Origin of the sequence: Eikenella sp. NML03-A-027 (assembly GCF_001648395.1) — a bacterium.
Classification (GTDB): domain Bacteria; phylum Pseudomonadota; class Gammaproteobacteria; order Burkholderiales; family Neisseriaceae; genus Eikenella; species Eikenella exigua.
Genome location: NZ_LXSM01000011.1, coordinates 38,255 through 52,369 on the forward strand (window position 1 = coordinate 38,255; position 14,115 = coordinate 52,369).

11 protein-coding genes and 1 pseudogene are annotated in these 14,115 nt (G+C 55.0%); 7 read left to right on the forward strand and 5 right to left on the reverse strand.

Annotation, left to right across the window (positions count from 1 at the left end):
- Positions 1-92: 92 nt before the first annotated feature.
- Positions 93-1,520 (reverse strand): D-alanyl-D-alanine carboxypeptidase/D-alanyl-D-alanine-endopeptidase, encoded by a 1,428-nt coding sequence (dacB, locus tag A7P96_RS04735; RefSeq protein WP_197476446.1) that lies wholly within the window; start codon positions 1,518-1,520, stop codon positions 93-95.
- 182 nt (positions 1,521-1,702) lie between these two features.
- Positions 1,703-2,392, reverse strand: coding sequence for an OmpA family protein (locus tag A7P96_RS04740; protein ID WP_067440207.1), 690 nt, complete (start codon positions 2,390-2,392; stop codon positions 1,703-1,705).
- A 537-nt stretch (positions 2,393-2,929) separates the two neighbouring features.
- Between A7P96_RS04740 and A7P96_RS11500 the strand changes: the two genes are divergently transcribed.
- The 6 genes from A7P96_RS11500 (at position 2,930) to A7P96_RS04755 (ending at position 6,811) form a co-directional block, all read left to right on the forward strand.
- Positions 2,930-3,022, forward strand: coding sequence for a hypothetical protein (locus A7P96_RS11500; RefSeq protein ID WP_369799141.1), 93 nt, complete (start codon positions 2,930-2,932; stop codon positions 3,020-3,022).
- The gene (locus tag A7P96_RS11360) at positions 2,983-3,117 is read left to right on the forward strand and encodes a hypothetical protein (RefSeq protein ID WP_255361163.1); all 135 of its coding nucleotides are present in this window, start codon (positions 2,983-2,985) and stop codon (positions 3,115-3,117) included. The genes A7P96_RS11500 and A7P96_RS11360 overlap by 40 nt, the downstream gene beginning before the upstream one ends.
- Positions 3,118-3,240: 123 nt before the next feature.
- Positions 3,241-3,366 (forward strand): hypothetical protein, encoded by a 126-nt coding sequence (locus A7P96_RS11365; RefSeq protein ID WP_255361164.1) that lies wholly within the window; start codon positions 3,241-3,243, stop codon positions 3,364-3,366.
- A gap of 710 nt (positions 3,367-4,076) precedes the next feature.
- Positions 4,077-4,841, forward strand: coding sequence for a monofunctional biosynthetic peptidoglycan transglycosylase (gene mtgA / locus A7P96_RS04745; protein ID WP_197476447.1), 765 nt, complete (start codon positions 4,077-4,079; stop codon positions 4,839-4,841).
- A gap of 258 nt (positions 4,842-5,099) precedes the next feature.
- Positions 5,100-5,543, forward strand: coding sequence for a universal stress protein (locus A7P96_RS04750; protein ID WP_067525152.1), 444 nt, complete (start codon positions 5,100-5,102; stop codon positions 5,541-5,543).
- A gap of 98 nt (positions 5,544-5,641) precedes the next feature.
- Entirely contained in the window at positions 5,642-6,811 is a 1,170-nt protein-coding gene (locus A7P96_RS04755; RefSeq protein WP_067525154.1) for a PilT/PilU family type 4a pilus ATPase, read from the forward strand.
- A 244-nt stretch (positions 6,812-7,055) separates the two neighbouring features.
- Here A7P96_RS04755 and A7P96_RS10250 read toward each other — a convergent pair.
- Positions 7,056-7,279 (reverse strand): annotated as a pseudogene (locus A7P96_RS10250) (glutamyl-tRNA reductase); the annotation flags it as partial.
- A 126-nt stretch (positions 7,280-7,405) separates the two neighbouring features.
- Between A7P96_RS10250 and pdxH the strand changes: the two are divergent.
- Positions 7,406-8,038 (forward strand): pyridoxamine 5'-phosphate oxidase, encoded by a 633-nt coding sequence (pdxH, locus tag A7P96_RS04760; RefSeq protein WP_067440200.1) that lies wholly within the window; start codon positions 7,406-7,408, stop codon positions 8,036-8,038.
- A 199-nt stretch (positions 8,039-8,237) separates the two neighbouring features.
- Here the strand turns inward: pdxH and hrpA are convergent, their stop codons facing one another.
- Positions 8,238-12,872, reverse strand: coding sequence for an ATP-dependent RNA helicase HrpA (gene hrpA, locus A7P96_RS04765; protein WP_067525156.1), 4,635 nt, complete (start codon positions 12,870-12,872; stop codon positions 8,238-8,240).
- Between the two features lie 157 nt (positions 12,873-13,029).
- Positions 13,030-13,902: a lysophospholipid acyltransferase family protein gene (locus A7P96_RS04770; RefSeq protein WP_067525158.1), complete on the reverse strand. Its 873-nt coding sequence runs from the start codon at positions 13,900-13,902 to the stop codon at positions 13,030-13,032.
- Positions 13,903-14,115 lie beyond the last annotated feature (213 nt).

Below are 14,115 nucleotides of genomic sequence, written 5' to 3' on the forward strand. Positions count from 1 at the left end.
ATAAACTTTATAGGCTACCTGAAAATGCTCTACTTTGCCAGCTTTTCCTTGTGGGATAAGGTATTCGGCAGCTTTCCCGTTGCATTTGCCGATTATTGGGTGGGTACGGTTTGAACGTTATCCAATCTATCGGCATCATGCACAATCCGGCGCACCATGGCGTCCATATCGGGTAGGTAGCCGCCGGAACGGTGGCTGTTAATAATCACCACCACGGCCAGCCTGCGTCCATTGGGCGGCAACCAGTAGCCGGCCAGTGCACGCACGTCGCGCAGCGTACCTGTTTTCATGCGCAGCGAGCGGCCGAGCTGGCGAAAGCGGCCACGCAGGGTGCCATCGGTACCGGCAATCGGCAGGGTGTGGATGAAGGTATCGCGGAAAGAGGAGCGGTAGGCTTGAAACAACATGCTGCCGAGAAAACGGGCGGTAAGCCGCTCGCGGCGGGAGAGGCCGGAGCCGTTTTCCAACACCAGCGCTTCATCATCCAATCCGACCGAAACCAGCTGCCGCCGCACGGCAGCCTCGGCGTTCTGCACGCTGTGTGGTCCGCTTGCCTGGTGGCCAAGAGTGAGAAAAACACTGCGTGCAATCAGGTTGTTGGAGTGTTTGTTCATGTCGGTCAGCACCTCGCCCAGCGGTTTAGAAAAGTGCGTGGCCAAGATGCGGCTATTGCTAGGGGCAGCTCCCCGGCCAAAGCCATATAGGCCGCCCAAGCCCTGTGCGAGCCAATAGCCGCGAAAACTTTCTTCGGCAAAGCGTGGGGCATCGAACAAATTGATAAACATTTTCTCGCCCATACAGGCAGCAGGCAGGCGGCCACGGAACACCAGCACACCGTTTTCAAATTTGGCGGAAACATGATTGGAAAGTTTGCCGCAGCGGCCGTCGGTTTCGGTGAGTTGGCTGAGGTCAGTTTGGATGCCGTAGAGTGGCGGATTGAGCAAGAAAACAGGCTGTCCGGCTTCATTGCGGGCGGCAGTAATCCAAAGGGCTTTGTAAGCAATCATGTGTGGGTCAGGCGGTACAACAAAGCTTTCGTCTGCGTCATTTTCAAAACCTTCAGCACTAGCAAGGCCACCCCAAACACGCCGATCCAGCACCACTTTGCCATTTAACGACAAGATGCCCTGCCGCACTAGCTGCTGTTGCATATCCAAGAGATCGGGCTGGTCGAAGGCAGGGTTGCCACTGCCCACCCAGTATAAATCACCTTGTAGTGCACCATTAGCCACCGTACCACTGCTGCGCCATTGGGTTTGCCAGCGGTAATCACCGCCCAATCCACGCAAGGCGGCGAAGGTGGTTACCAATTTCATGGTGGAGGCGGGATTCATAGAAACATCAGCTCGATGTGCAAACAACACTTCACCGCTGTCGAGGTCTTGCACATAAACGGCAGCCTCTTCCGGCTGGATACGTCCGAAATCGATGGCAAAGGCTACCTGAAAATAAAAGGATAAAGCAAATGCCAACAGCAGGCGGAAGTGGTGTGTGCAGAGGAGTAGAAGTTTTTCCAGCATAATATTATTTTTAATAAAATATTTTCCAGCAGACAAATTTTGCTCCATCCCACCTGCATTAGCAATGGGAAATTGTTGGCAAGCAGCTATTTCTGCATTCCCCTAGTTGCAAGTAATGCATATAAAAAACCGGACTTTGTATAAAGTCCGGTTTTCAGTATTAAATGCTAATTGGATAACGATTACTGAGCAGGTTGCTCAACCAAAGTACGGATGCGAACGTCTACACGACGATCCGGCTCGATACATGCAATCAGAGCACTGCGTTTGCGGGCAGCAGAAACACGACGACCCAAGTTGCGAACTTCTTGCTGACACTGCTCGGTCATCTTAGCTTGAGATTCACCCAAACCAACAGCAGAGATTTTCTCAGCCGGTACGCCACGGCCAACTAGGTACTCGCTAACAGTGTTAGCACGACGCTCAGACAGGCGTTGGTTGTAGGCATCGCTACCCATGAAGTCAGTGTTACCCTCAACACGTACAGATTGTACGTTGCTGCCGGTCAAGCGCTGAGCCAGCTCATCCAAAGTAGTGCGAGCCTCGGGACGCAGGTTGAATTTGTCAAAACCAAACAGGAAGTTGGATGACAAGGACACCAGCTCTTCACGTACTTGCGGTTCGGTAGGAGGAGCTTCTGGCTGACGGTCGCCACACTCTACCAGACCCAAGCGATCCACTTCAGCGTTCAAGAAGCTGTTTTCCCAGCATTCGTGAGCACCTTTGGGCTCATAGTTGGAGCGAACTACTTCGCGAGACTGCTCGCTGATAGTGTAGCCATATTTTTCATTATTGAAGCTGCTGTCCGCCATAGCGGCACCGGAAGCAACCAAGGCCAAGAACAAAGCGCCTAATTTAAGCTGTTTGGTCATGTTATTCCCTCATCAAAAAGTTTGTTATGCGTAGACCTGGGAAGCTTTACAGCATACCGGTCTTCACAAAAATCACCATATACGGACCGCCCAGATACTGCGGTAATCCAAATATATTCGGGGTATCACTATAAAAAACCGTGCCCGAACTGTCAATAAGGAATTGGCTACCCGCCGCACGGGCGCCTCCGTTTCCTACGTACCCAATCATGCCCAAAATTACCCTTACTGTCAGCAGTATAATGGCAAAAGAAAGGGTTATTTCTCTGTAAGTTGTTAAAAAACAACAAATCCCATCGCAAATTACCAGCACACGGCAAAATAATGCTGGCAGGTCATGCTACCATCCAATCTTTATCAGTTTCAGGCGAAACTGGTGATTTCTGTGGCACTTCGTCGACCGGCTTGTCGCATAAATCCGACAAACACCACTTGGATGCATCATGAAACTGCGACAACCGCGCTATTTTCTAGAGATTACCGCTGCAATCTGAATATTCCGGAGGTGGTAGAAATTTTTTCACTTCCCAGCCGGTCATTTCCAAACAAATAAAGCTTTTAGAAGACGAGCTGGGCGAGCAGCTGTTTGTGTGCAGCACGGCAAGCGCATTGTGGCAGTTACGCTGCTGAGGCAGGCCGTACTAGGGATTGCCGAGCGCATCTTCCTCAAGGTGCAGAGCATCCGCAGCATTGGCACTGAACTTGCCGAGCAGGATAGTGGCTAAATGATTGCCTACGCCTTAGGCACGGCATGTGTTGCCACCGTTAGTGGCCGATAGCTTAGCCGATTTCACCATCAATTCGGAGGGGATGCGCGTCATTCCAAGTTGCGTCATATCAGTGCGGGCTTGGAACCGCTGCGTATTGGTACCGCAGGGGCACGCGCTAACGGGCAAAGCCGCATCAACCTAGTAAATTTGTCGTCCGCACCGCTCATCGGTTACACCGATGCCGAACAGGATGCGGCATTGTAGCAAGCCTTTACCAACAGCAGGTTGGCTTTGCCACAGGTGGCACTTTCCAGCATGAATGAGGGCATGATTAAAACTTATGTGCGCACCGGCTGGGAGCTTCTAGCCGACACCGCCTACGACCCGCAGCGCGATGCCGATTTGGTTTGCCTGCCGGCAGACCATCTATTGTTGTGATGTAGCAGGATGGCTATCTGCGCAATTATGCCTGCGATTTCATGCAGCTCTACCTCCCCGGCCTCACCCACGGACGCATCAAGCAAGCACTATACAAGCCGATTTACTTTGATGGTTGGCTGTTTACGTTTTAGCTTCATAGAAACTACGGACGCTTTGACGCTTTCATGTAGCCTGTCAGGCATACTGAAAGGCTACCTGAAAAATCGTTGCTTAGTCTGAAAGAGAAACAGATGACCGAAACCGAAGCTCACTTCATCATCGGCCGGGAAACCTTGGCGGTGAACCAGTTCAGCAAACATAGTCCAAAACTGGGAGAATAGGAGAACCGGTGATTCAACATTCAGCCTTGGACAAACTAATTGAAAAAGTACGCCGGTAGCGCCCCTTAATTCTTAGATCCGATTTGAGGCTACCTGAAACGACGTCTTGGCAAAGCCAAGGCAAAGTTCCTGCGAAGCTAAAACATAAGCTTCACCAAAATTAAAACCGGATTCCTTTATAATTGCCCCGTCCTGCCCAATATTGATTTGCCGATGGATACCCTCTCCCCCGAATTCGTTTCCACCCCCCAAACCACCCCCACTACGCCACCTGCCAAGAAACGCCCTGGCCTGCTGCGCCGCTGGTTTAAACGCCTGGTATGGAGCATCATTCTCCTCCTGTTGGGCTTCCACCTGCTGGTTTTCCTGCTCTTAGCCTATTGGAAAGGCCAGCCCGTGCACACCAGCGCCTTTATGCTGCGTCATAACCTTTCCACTTTCTCCCGCGTGCAGCAAACTTGGGTGGACGAGAGCCAAATCGCCCGCGTGGTGAAACAGGCCGCCATCGCCAGCGAAGATGCCCAATTCAGCAACCACGACGGTTTCGACTGGAACGGCATCGAACACGCCATGCGCCGCAACCAGCGCAGCGGCACCATCCGCGCCGGCGGCTCCACCATCAGCCAGCAGCTGGCCAAAAACCTGTTCCTGTTTGCCGAACGCTCTTACGTGCGCAAAGCCGAAGAAGCCGTGATTACCGTGATGCTGGAAAACATGTGGAGCAAAGAGCGCATCCTCACCGTGTATCTGAACGTGGCCGAATTCGGCGAAGGCATCTACGGCATCGAAGCCGCCTCCCAACATTATTACCACAAGCCGGCATCCCGCCTGCGCGCCGGTGAAGCCGCTTCCCTCATCGCCATGCTGCCCAACCCTAAATACTTCCAACAACACCGCAAAGACCGCCGCCTGCGCAATAAAACCCGCATCATCCTGCGCCGCATGGGCAGCGCCGATTTGCCGCCAGACGAAGAGTAGTTGGTATCTATTGTTAAAGGCTACCTGAAAAACGGAATTGGTTTTTCAGGTAGCCTTTAAGCTGTGTAGCACGGCTTGTTGAGATGTTGCCGTGCCAAGCTGCCACAGTTTTCAGGTAGCCTGCCTTGGTAAATAGAGCAGTCGCTGTAAAGTGATGCAATTTGCTTTACAATCTCATCGCAGGTAAAGTGATTCGGTCTGCAAAGAATTGGCGGCGGCAATCCTGCCCGGCCGCCAGCAACTAAAAGGAGTGGCAAAATGTATCAACGGATTTTCGTTCCGATAGACGACAGTAAAACCTCTCTCTACGCCCTGGAACAAACCTGCCGGTTGGCCAAGGCAACCGATGCCGTATTGGTGGCCGTGCACGTAGTGGATTTAACCGACCTCAAACGCGAAGCCAGCCGCCTGCCCAATTCCGAAGAGCTGTATGCGGCCGAAATGCAGGTGGCCGACCATGCCGAAGCCATCATGAAGCAGGCCGGCGTGAAATACGAAGTGGACACCCTGGAAAACGACGGCATGCGTATTTCCGACGTGTTGATTAAAGAGGCCGTGCGCCAAGAGTGCGACCTCATCGCCATGGGTACCCACGGCTTCTCCGGCCTGCTGCATTTGTTGATGGGCTCCGTAGCCGAAGGCGTGCTGCGCCAAGCCCCCATGCCCGTGCTGCTGTTCCGCCGCCCAGACAGCGAAGCCTAACTGCACCAACTTTCAGGTAGCCTCCTGCCCGCGCAAAGAGGCTACCTGAAAACGTCATCTAAATACTCCACAACCTTAACCCAAATGGAAAACGTCCTATGGCAATCCCCGCTTACAACGAAGAGATGAAAAAATTCATCCATGGCCTGCTCAACCACCTGGTGCAGAGCAAAGGCTCCGACCTATTCATCACCGCCGGCTTCCCCCCGGCCATGAAGCTCGACGGCAAGCTCACCCCGATTACCGACAAACCGCTCACCGCCGACCACACCGCCCTCATCGCCCGCGCCCTGATGGACGACAAACAGGCCGAAGAATTCGACAACACCAAAGAATGCAACTTCGCCATCAGCCTGGCCGGCGTGTCCCGCTTCCGCATCAACGCCATGGTGCAGCGCGGTGCCACCGCCCTCGTTTGCCGCGTGATCACCAGCCAGATTCCCAAGTTCGACAACATGAACCTGCCGCCGATTTTGAAACAAGTGGTGATGGAAAAACGCGGCCTCGTGATTTTTGTGGGCGGCACCGGCTCCGGCAAATCCACCTCCCTGGCCGCCATGATCGACTACCGCAACGAAAACAGCCACGGCCACATCATCACCATCGAAGACCCGATCGAATTCGTGCACCCGCACAAAAACTGCATCATCACCCAGCGCGAAGTGGGCGTGGACACCGAAAACTGGTTTGCCGCCCTCAAAAACACCCTGCGCCAAGCCCCCGATGTAATCCTCATCGGCGAAATCCGCGACCGCGAAACCATGGACTACGCGCTAGCCTTTGCCGAAACCGGTCACCTCTGCATGGCCACCCTGCACGCCAACAACTCCAACCAAGCGCTCGACCGCATCATCAACTTCTTCCCCGAAGAGCGCCGTACCCAGCTTTTGAACGACCTCTCGCTCAACCTCAAAGGCTTCATTTCCCAGCGCCTCGTGCCCAAGCCCGACGGCAAAGGCCGCGTGGCCGCCGTGGAAGTGCTGCTCAACTCCCCGCTGATCGCCGAGCTGATTCTAAACGGCGACATCCACGGCGTGAAAGAAATCATGGCCCACTCCCGCGACTTGGGCATGCAAACCTTCAACCAGTCCCTGTTCGACCTCTACGAAGCCGGCCACATCGCCTACGAAGACGCCCTGAAAAACGCCGACTCAGTAAACGACCTGCGCCTCAACATCCAGCTCAACAGCAAACGCGGCCGCGATAACGAAAAATCCGGCATCGACAGCCTCGCCATTGTCGGCATGGACGAAGCAGGCGAAGCCTAAGGCGGCAAAGGCTACTTGAAAACAGCAGTTCGAATGCTTGTACCCAACACGTAATCCACAACGAAGTTAAAGAAGTTAAATAAGCAGCCCGGCTGCATAGGAAAAGGCTACCTGAGATTTTCAGGTAGCCTTTTCCTGCTCAACAACCAAGCTCTCAAAAAAGTGCTTTATCTAGAATTTAGCCCATACACCTGTACCAAGGCTTCGGTTTAGTAGCGATAGAAGTAGGGCTCCAGCGTGCTCCGGGAATCTTGCGGTAGTCGGCCAGCCAGCGGACAATATCGTCCAGCTCGCCTACGCCAATAGAGCTCGGTGCGGTTGCAGGTGGATAAAATCACGGCTTCGTTGGCCGTGCGGCTGCCTACCAGCTCGCAATGCCTCAGACAGCGCGGCAGCAGCAAAAGCCAACCGCTCGCGTATGCTCAACGGAGCGGTTTGGTGGTTCAAGCCGATGGCGGTAAGCTGCATGGCGGATTATCCTAAAAACCGAAACTGCGCTATTATAGCCAAACCGCACTGGATGGTGAATAAAATCTTTTAATAACTTCAATATGATAGTGTTTATCAGTTAGCAACTTGAGAAAGGAGAAACCGATGGATTTGCACAATATCCGTGAAGACTACAGCAAACAGGAGCTTTCCAAAGCCGATTGCGCCAATACGCCGCTGCCGCAGTTTGAAAAATGGCTGAACGAGGCCATCCATTCTGCCGCTAAAGAGCCCACCGCCATGAGCGTGGCCACGGTGGACGAAGTCGGCCGGCCCAACAGCCGTATCCTGTTATTGAAAGAGGTAAACGACCGGGGCTTTGTGTTTTTCTCCAACTATCAAAGCCGCAAAGGCCGCGCGCTGGCGGCGCATCCGTTTGCCGCGCTCACCTTTTTCTGGCCGGAGCTGGAGCGGCAGGTGCGTGCCGAAGGGCGGGTGGAAAAACTGGACGCTAAATCTTCAGATGAATACTTCGCCAGCCGCCCCTACACCAGCCGCTTGGGCGCGTGGGCCAGCGAGCAGAGCAGCGTGATTGCCGGTAAAAGTATCATCGTGGCACGCGCAGCGGCTGAAGCTGTGAAACACCCCCTGCACGTACCGCGTCCGCCGCACTGGGGTGGCTACCTGCTGATTCCCGACCGGATGGAATTCTGGCAAGGTCGTCCCAGCCGCCTGCACGACCGCATTCAATATCGGCTGGAGGGTGATAAGTGGATTAAAGAGAGGCTTGCGCCTTAGTTTGGCTGTATAAAAAAGCCTTATATTCTGAACTTCCGCCTAAAATTCCTGCGTACGCACTTAATGCAAAATATCAGCATAGCTGGCTTCGTTGATGAGAAAGACGGCGTGACAAGTACGTGCATTCGATTTCGTGCATAGTAACATCGTTATCAACAAAGAAGTTGATTTTTCAGATAACCTGAAACAAAGCTAAAGCTTAGTTACCTAACCTCTCCCACTCCTTCAACAACCTTTTCACCGACACCGGATACGGCGTCTTCAATTCCTGCGCAAACAGCGACACTCTCAATTCTTCAATCATCCATTTAAACGCGGCGAGGTCGTCTGAAACGGGTAGTCCTTGTTTCACCAAGCTGTCGGTTTTTTCCTGCCACATTTGTTCCAATTCCTGTATATCGGCTTCGCGGGCTGCGTCGCGGGCGGGGTTGCCGCTGTATTTTTCGAGGCGCATGGTCATGGCTTTGAGGTAGATAGGGAGGCGCGGCCATTGTACCCACGGGGTGCGGGTGGCGAAGCCGGCGGCGAGCAGGGTTTGCAGGTGTAGTCTTAGGAGGTGGGTGAGCGGGTGTTTGCCGAGTTTGCCGTTGAGTTCGGCGTAGGCGGCGGCGATTTCCTGCAAGTAGCGGCTGAGTGCTTCTTTGACGGCGGGCAGGCGGCTGCGGGCGCGTTTGATTTGTTCTTTGAAGGCTTTTTCGTTGCGCGGCAGCTCGTCTTCGCCGATAAAGGCGCGGTCGCAGACGGCTTGGGTGAGGTCGTCGCGCAGGGTGTCGGCGTTGATGTGTTTGAGCAGCATGGCGGCTTGGGTGAAGCCTTGAATGCCTTTGTTCAGGTCTTTAACTTGTTCTTTTAGTTGTAGTTTCATGAGTTCGATCACGCCTAATCGGTGGGCTTGTTCGGCGGCGGCGGACGTGTCGAACAGGCGCAGGGCGATGCGGCCGTCTTTTTCTTTTTGCAGGCCGAGGTAGCCGGTGAGCTGTTGTTTGCCGCGGGCGAATTTGATGGATTCGGGCAGGGTGCCGATGTCCCATGCGGTAACGTTTTCGCGCTCGAATTCTTGGGTGTTGTCGCGGAAGGTGGTGGCGGCGGCTTTGCCAAGTTGTTGTTGGATTTGGATTAAATTGCGCCCCATGGCTAATTCTTGCCCGCCGTCGTCGATGATGCGGAGGTTGAAATAGCAGTGTTCGGGCAGCCTGAACGCGGCCCATTCGTCTTGGTTGATTTGCTCCAGTATGCGGATGTCGCCTGCGGTTTTGGCGATGGCTTGGGCGAGTTGGGGCAGGATGGGGGCGTTGCGGTCGGGGTTTTGGCTTAAAAATTGGGTGATGAATTCAGGCACGGGCACGCAGATGCGGCGGATTTGTTTGGGCAATGCTTTGATTTGTAGCTGGATTTTTTCGCGTATCATGCCGGGCACGAGCCATTCGAGGGCGGCGGGGCTGATGCGGTTGAGCACGGTGAGCGGCAGGGTGAGGGTAACGCCGTCGAGCGGGTGGTGCGGCTCGAAGCGGTAGCTGAGTTTGAATTTGCCGTCTGCGGTTTGCCAGTGTTTGGGGAATTGTTCTTCAGTGATGTGCGCGGCGGCGTGCTGCATGAGGTCGTCGCGGCTGAGGAACAGCAGGCGCGGGTTGTCGCGCTCGGCGGTTTTGAGCCAGGCTTGGAAGGTGCGGATGTCGGCGAGGGGGAGGGGTTTCAGACGGCCTTTTGGGGGTGCAGGCTGCTTTTGGGGTTTGGGGTCGTCTGAAACATTTTGTAGGGTGTGTGAACTCGGTTCACGCACGCGGTTGCCCGTATCTTTGGAATCCGCGTGCGTGGCTTGCGCCACACATTCTACGTTGTGCTTTTTAGATTTTAGGACATCTGCTGCATCCGCTCGTGCCAATAAGATGAGTTCGTCGGCAGTCTCAGCATCGGGATAGTGCACCAAGCCTGCTTCGTCAAATTGCGCCATTACGCCACTTTGTAATGTCGCCCATTCTTCGGCGGAACCGATGGACGGGTCGCATTGCTGCTCGGCAATCAAGGCAACGATTTTGCCGTGCCATTGTTTGCTGTCGATCGTTACACGGTCACCCAGCAGTATTGGTTGACCGTCGGCGTAGCATAGGGAGTTTTCAGGTAGCCTTTGAGCTTTGGGGTCGTCTGAAACCGTTGAAACTGCGGTACTCTGTCCCCTCTCCTGTGGGAGAGGGTTAGGGAGAGGGCTTGCTGTGACTGCGGGAAAGTTGGTTTGGGCGGCAACTGTTTTGCCCTCTCTCCGATCTTCCCCCGAATAGGAGGGGGCGGTTTGCTGCGGATTTGCGGGATGCAGGCCGTCTAAAACCGCGTCTGCCGTATAAAAATCGGGCAGTCGTTCGTGATAAAACGCGAACAGGGCTTCATCATCGACCAGTACATCCTGCCGACGCGATTTGTGTTCGAGTTCGGTAATTTCCTTAATCAGCTTTTTGTTGTGGACAAAAAAGTCCGCTTTCAAATCGCATTCCTGCGCCACCAGCGCGCTGCGGATAAAGATTTCGCGGGCTTCTTCGGGGGCGATTCTGCCGTAGGACACGGGGCGGCGTGGCAAGACGGTCAGGCCGTAGAGCGTTACCCGTTCGCTGGCGATGACTTCGCCGCGTTTTTGTTCCCAGTGCGGCTCGAAATAGTGGTAGCGGACGAGGTGCGGCGCTTCCTGCTCGATCCATTCGGGCTGGATGGCGGCCACGTCGCTGGCATAAAGTTTCGTCGTTTCAACGAGTTCTGCCGCCATCACCCATTTGGGTTTGGCTTTGAACAGGGCGGAGGCGGGGAAAAGGTGGAAGCGGCTGCCGCGCGCGCCGGTGTAGTCGTTGCCGTCGGGCGATTTCATGCCGACGTTGGCGATGAGGCCGGTGAGCAGGGCACGGTGGATTTGTTCGTAGCCCGCTTCTTTGGCAGCGCGGATTTGGGCGCGGTGTTGTTTCTTATCCAGTTGTTTTTGTTTGAGTTTGTCGGATAGGTCTTGGTTGCCAGCATTTTCAGACGACGTGAGCTGCCTGACTTCGGGAGGTCGTCTGAAAGCGGCTTCCTTGGTGGTCAAACCCATTTCAATCGCGGTTTGGGCAAGTTGGTGGTGCAGCTCGCGCCATTCGCGCATCCGCAGGTGCGACAGGAAATATTGGCGGCACCACTGCACCAACTGCTTGTTGGACAAGCCTTTGTCGCGCTCGCGCTGGAAGCTGTCCCAAATGTTCAGGTAGGCAAGGAAATCGGATTGCTTGTCGGTAAACCGCTCGTGCGCCTTGGCGGCAGCATCGCGCGCTTCCAGCGGCCGCTCGCGTGGGTCTTGAATCGACAACGCGGACGCAATCACCAATATTTCCGCCATGCAGTCGTGTTTCTTCGCCGCCAGCAAAATGCGCGCGATTTTCGGGTCGATGGGCAGGCGCGCCATTTGTTCGCCGAGTTTGGTCAGGCGGTTGTGTTCATTAACCGCCCCCAATTCCAACAACACCTGAAACCCATCATTGATATACCGCGAATCGGGCATTTCTAAAAATGGGAATGCTGCCACATCGCCGAGTTTCAACGCTGCCATGCGCAGGATGACGGCGGCGAGGTTGCTGCGGACGATTTCGGGATCGGTGAATTCGGTGCGGCTGTTGAAATCTTCTTCTGAAAACAGTCGGATACACACGCCTGCGGATACGCGTCCGCAGCGGCCGGAGCGTTGGCGGGCAGCGGCTTGGGAGATTTTTTCGACATGAAGCTGCTCCACTTTCGCCCGTGCGGAATAGCGTTTGACCCGCGCGAGGCCGGTGTCGATGACGTATTTGATGCCCGGCACGGTGAGCGAGGTTTCGGCGACGTTGGTCGCCAGCACGATGCGGCGTTTTGCGCCTGAGGGGTGGAAGATTTTGTGCTGTTCGGCGTGCGACAGGCGTGCGAACAGGGGCAGGATCTCGTCGTTGCGCCGCAGCATGGATTTGCGCAGGGCTTCGGCGGCTTCGCGGATTTCGCGTTCGCCCGGCAGGAATACCAAAATATCGCCTTCACCGTATCGCGCCAATTCGTCCGCCGCATCGACAATCGCATCCGTCAGCTCTACTTCCGCGTCGTCTTCGTCTTTGCTGGTCAGCGGGCGGTAGAGAATTTCGACGGGGTAGGTGCGCCCGCTCACTTCCAGCACGGGCGCGCCGTTGAAGTGTTGGGAGAAGCGTTCTGCGTCTATCGTTGCCGAGGTGATGATGACTTTCAAGTCGGGGCGGCGCGGCAGTAGTTGTTTCAGGTAGCCCAAGAGGAAGTCGATGTTCAGGCTGCGTTCGTGCGCTTCGTCGATGATAATCGTGTCGTAGGCGGCGAGATAACGGTCGGTCTGCGTTTCCGCCAGCAGGATGCCGTCGGTCATCAGCTTGACGCAGGCATCGCGCGAGGTGTGGTCGGTAAAGCGTACCTTATAGCCGACCGCGCTGCCGATTTCCGATTTTAGCTCTTCGGCAATCCGCTCCGCCACCGAGCGCGCCGCCAAACGGCGCGGCTGGGTATGCCCGATTAGCCCCGCTGCCCCGCGCCCGAGTTCCAAACAAATCTTGGGCAACTGCGTGGTTTTGCCCGAGCCGGTTTCACCGCAAATAATCGTTACCTGATTTTCGGCAATGGCTTTTTTGATTTCCTCGAGCTTTTCGTGAACGGGCAGGGTGTTGTCGAATTCGGGTTTGGACAGTTTGAACAGGCGTTGCAGATAGAGGTCGTGCGATTTTTGGTATTTTTCTTCGACTTTGGGCAAGCCGCCGTATTTATTTGGATTTTTGAAGGCGGATTGCAGAAAGTGGCGGTCTTTGGAGAGGATCTGGGAGAAATCTTGCTGCGGCATTTGGCTGGAGAAAGTTGAAAGAAAACAAAAGAAGTAATTATAGCAAAAAGTGCTTGGCTATTTGGCGGAAGGCTATGGCAAGAAAGGCTACCTGGAATTTTCAGGTAGCCTCTAATCTATTTATTCTAATAGATATTTTCTCAACTAAAGGCGTGATTTACCCCTGAGGCGGCAGCGGGGCACCAGCAGGATGCTTGTAGCGGTTGTAGGCGAAGAGATATTGCTCAGGGAAGCGGCGCACCCAGTTTTCCACATTGCGGTTGATGATTTCGGCGTCGTGAACTTTGTCGCCGTTGAAGCTGCCGGTTACGGGCTCGATATGTAGGGCGAAGCCGTGGTTTTCAGGTAGCCTGATGCCGGCGAAAAACAGGGGGCGCACGTTTTTTACTTGCGCGAGGCGGCCGGCCAGGGTCATGGTGTAGGCGGGGCGGCCGAAGAAGGGCGCCCATACGCCGTCGCCGTGTTCGTCGGGCACGTGGTCGGGCAAAACGATGGTGGCTTCGCCTTGGCGCAGGGCTTGGATGATTTGCTTCACGCCGTGCAGGTTGGTGGGGGCGGTGCGGCCTTTGTCGCGCACGCGGCCGGCCTGCATGATGTCGTCTAAGATTTTGATTTTCGGCGGCTTATACATGGCGGTGAGCGGGAAAGGCAGGCGGTGGCTGATGTAGCGGCCGGCGAGGTCGTAGTTGCCGATGTGGGGGGTGATGAGCAGCAGGCCTTCGCCGGCATCGAGGGCGGCCTGGATGTGTTCCCAGCCGTGGGTTTCTACGAATAGGGCGGCCACCTGCTCGGGGCTGCGGAAAAAGGCCAGCGGCAGCTCGAGCGCGCCTTTGGCGGTTTCGCGGAACACGGTGCGGACGTGGGCGGCATCGTTGGGCAGGCCAGCGGTATGCAGGTGGTTGCGGATACGTTCGCGGTCGGCGCGGGCGAAACAATAAAGCAGGCCGCCGGCGCAGTTGGCAATGAAGTGCAGCACGGAAAGCGGCAGTGCGGCCAGGGTGTGGAAGAGGAGGAAGACGAGGGTGCGCATGCAGATGGCTTGAAGATGGGTTAAGTAGTATTGTAATGGAAAAGGGGACGGACAAGCTAATAGCGGGGAGGCTACCTGAAAAATAAAACAGTTTTTCATTTCGTGGAAACTCATGCTTTTAGGTAGTCTTTTTACTCCACTTGCCTGTCGTGCGATGCAGGTTTAAACTCAAGCCGTTTTTTGCGCCGATGCGTTTGCCAAACGGTATCGGCT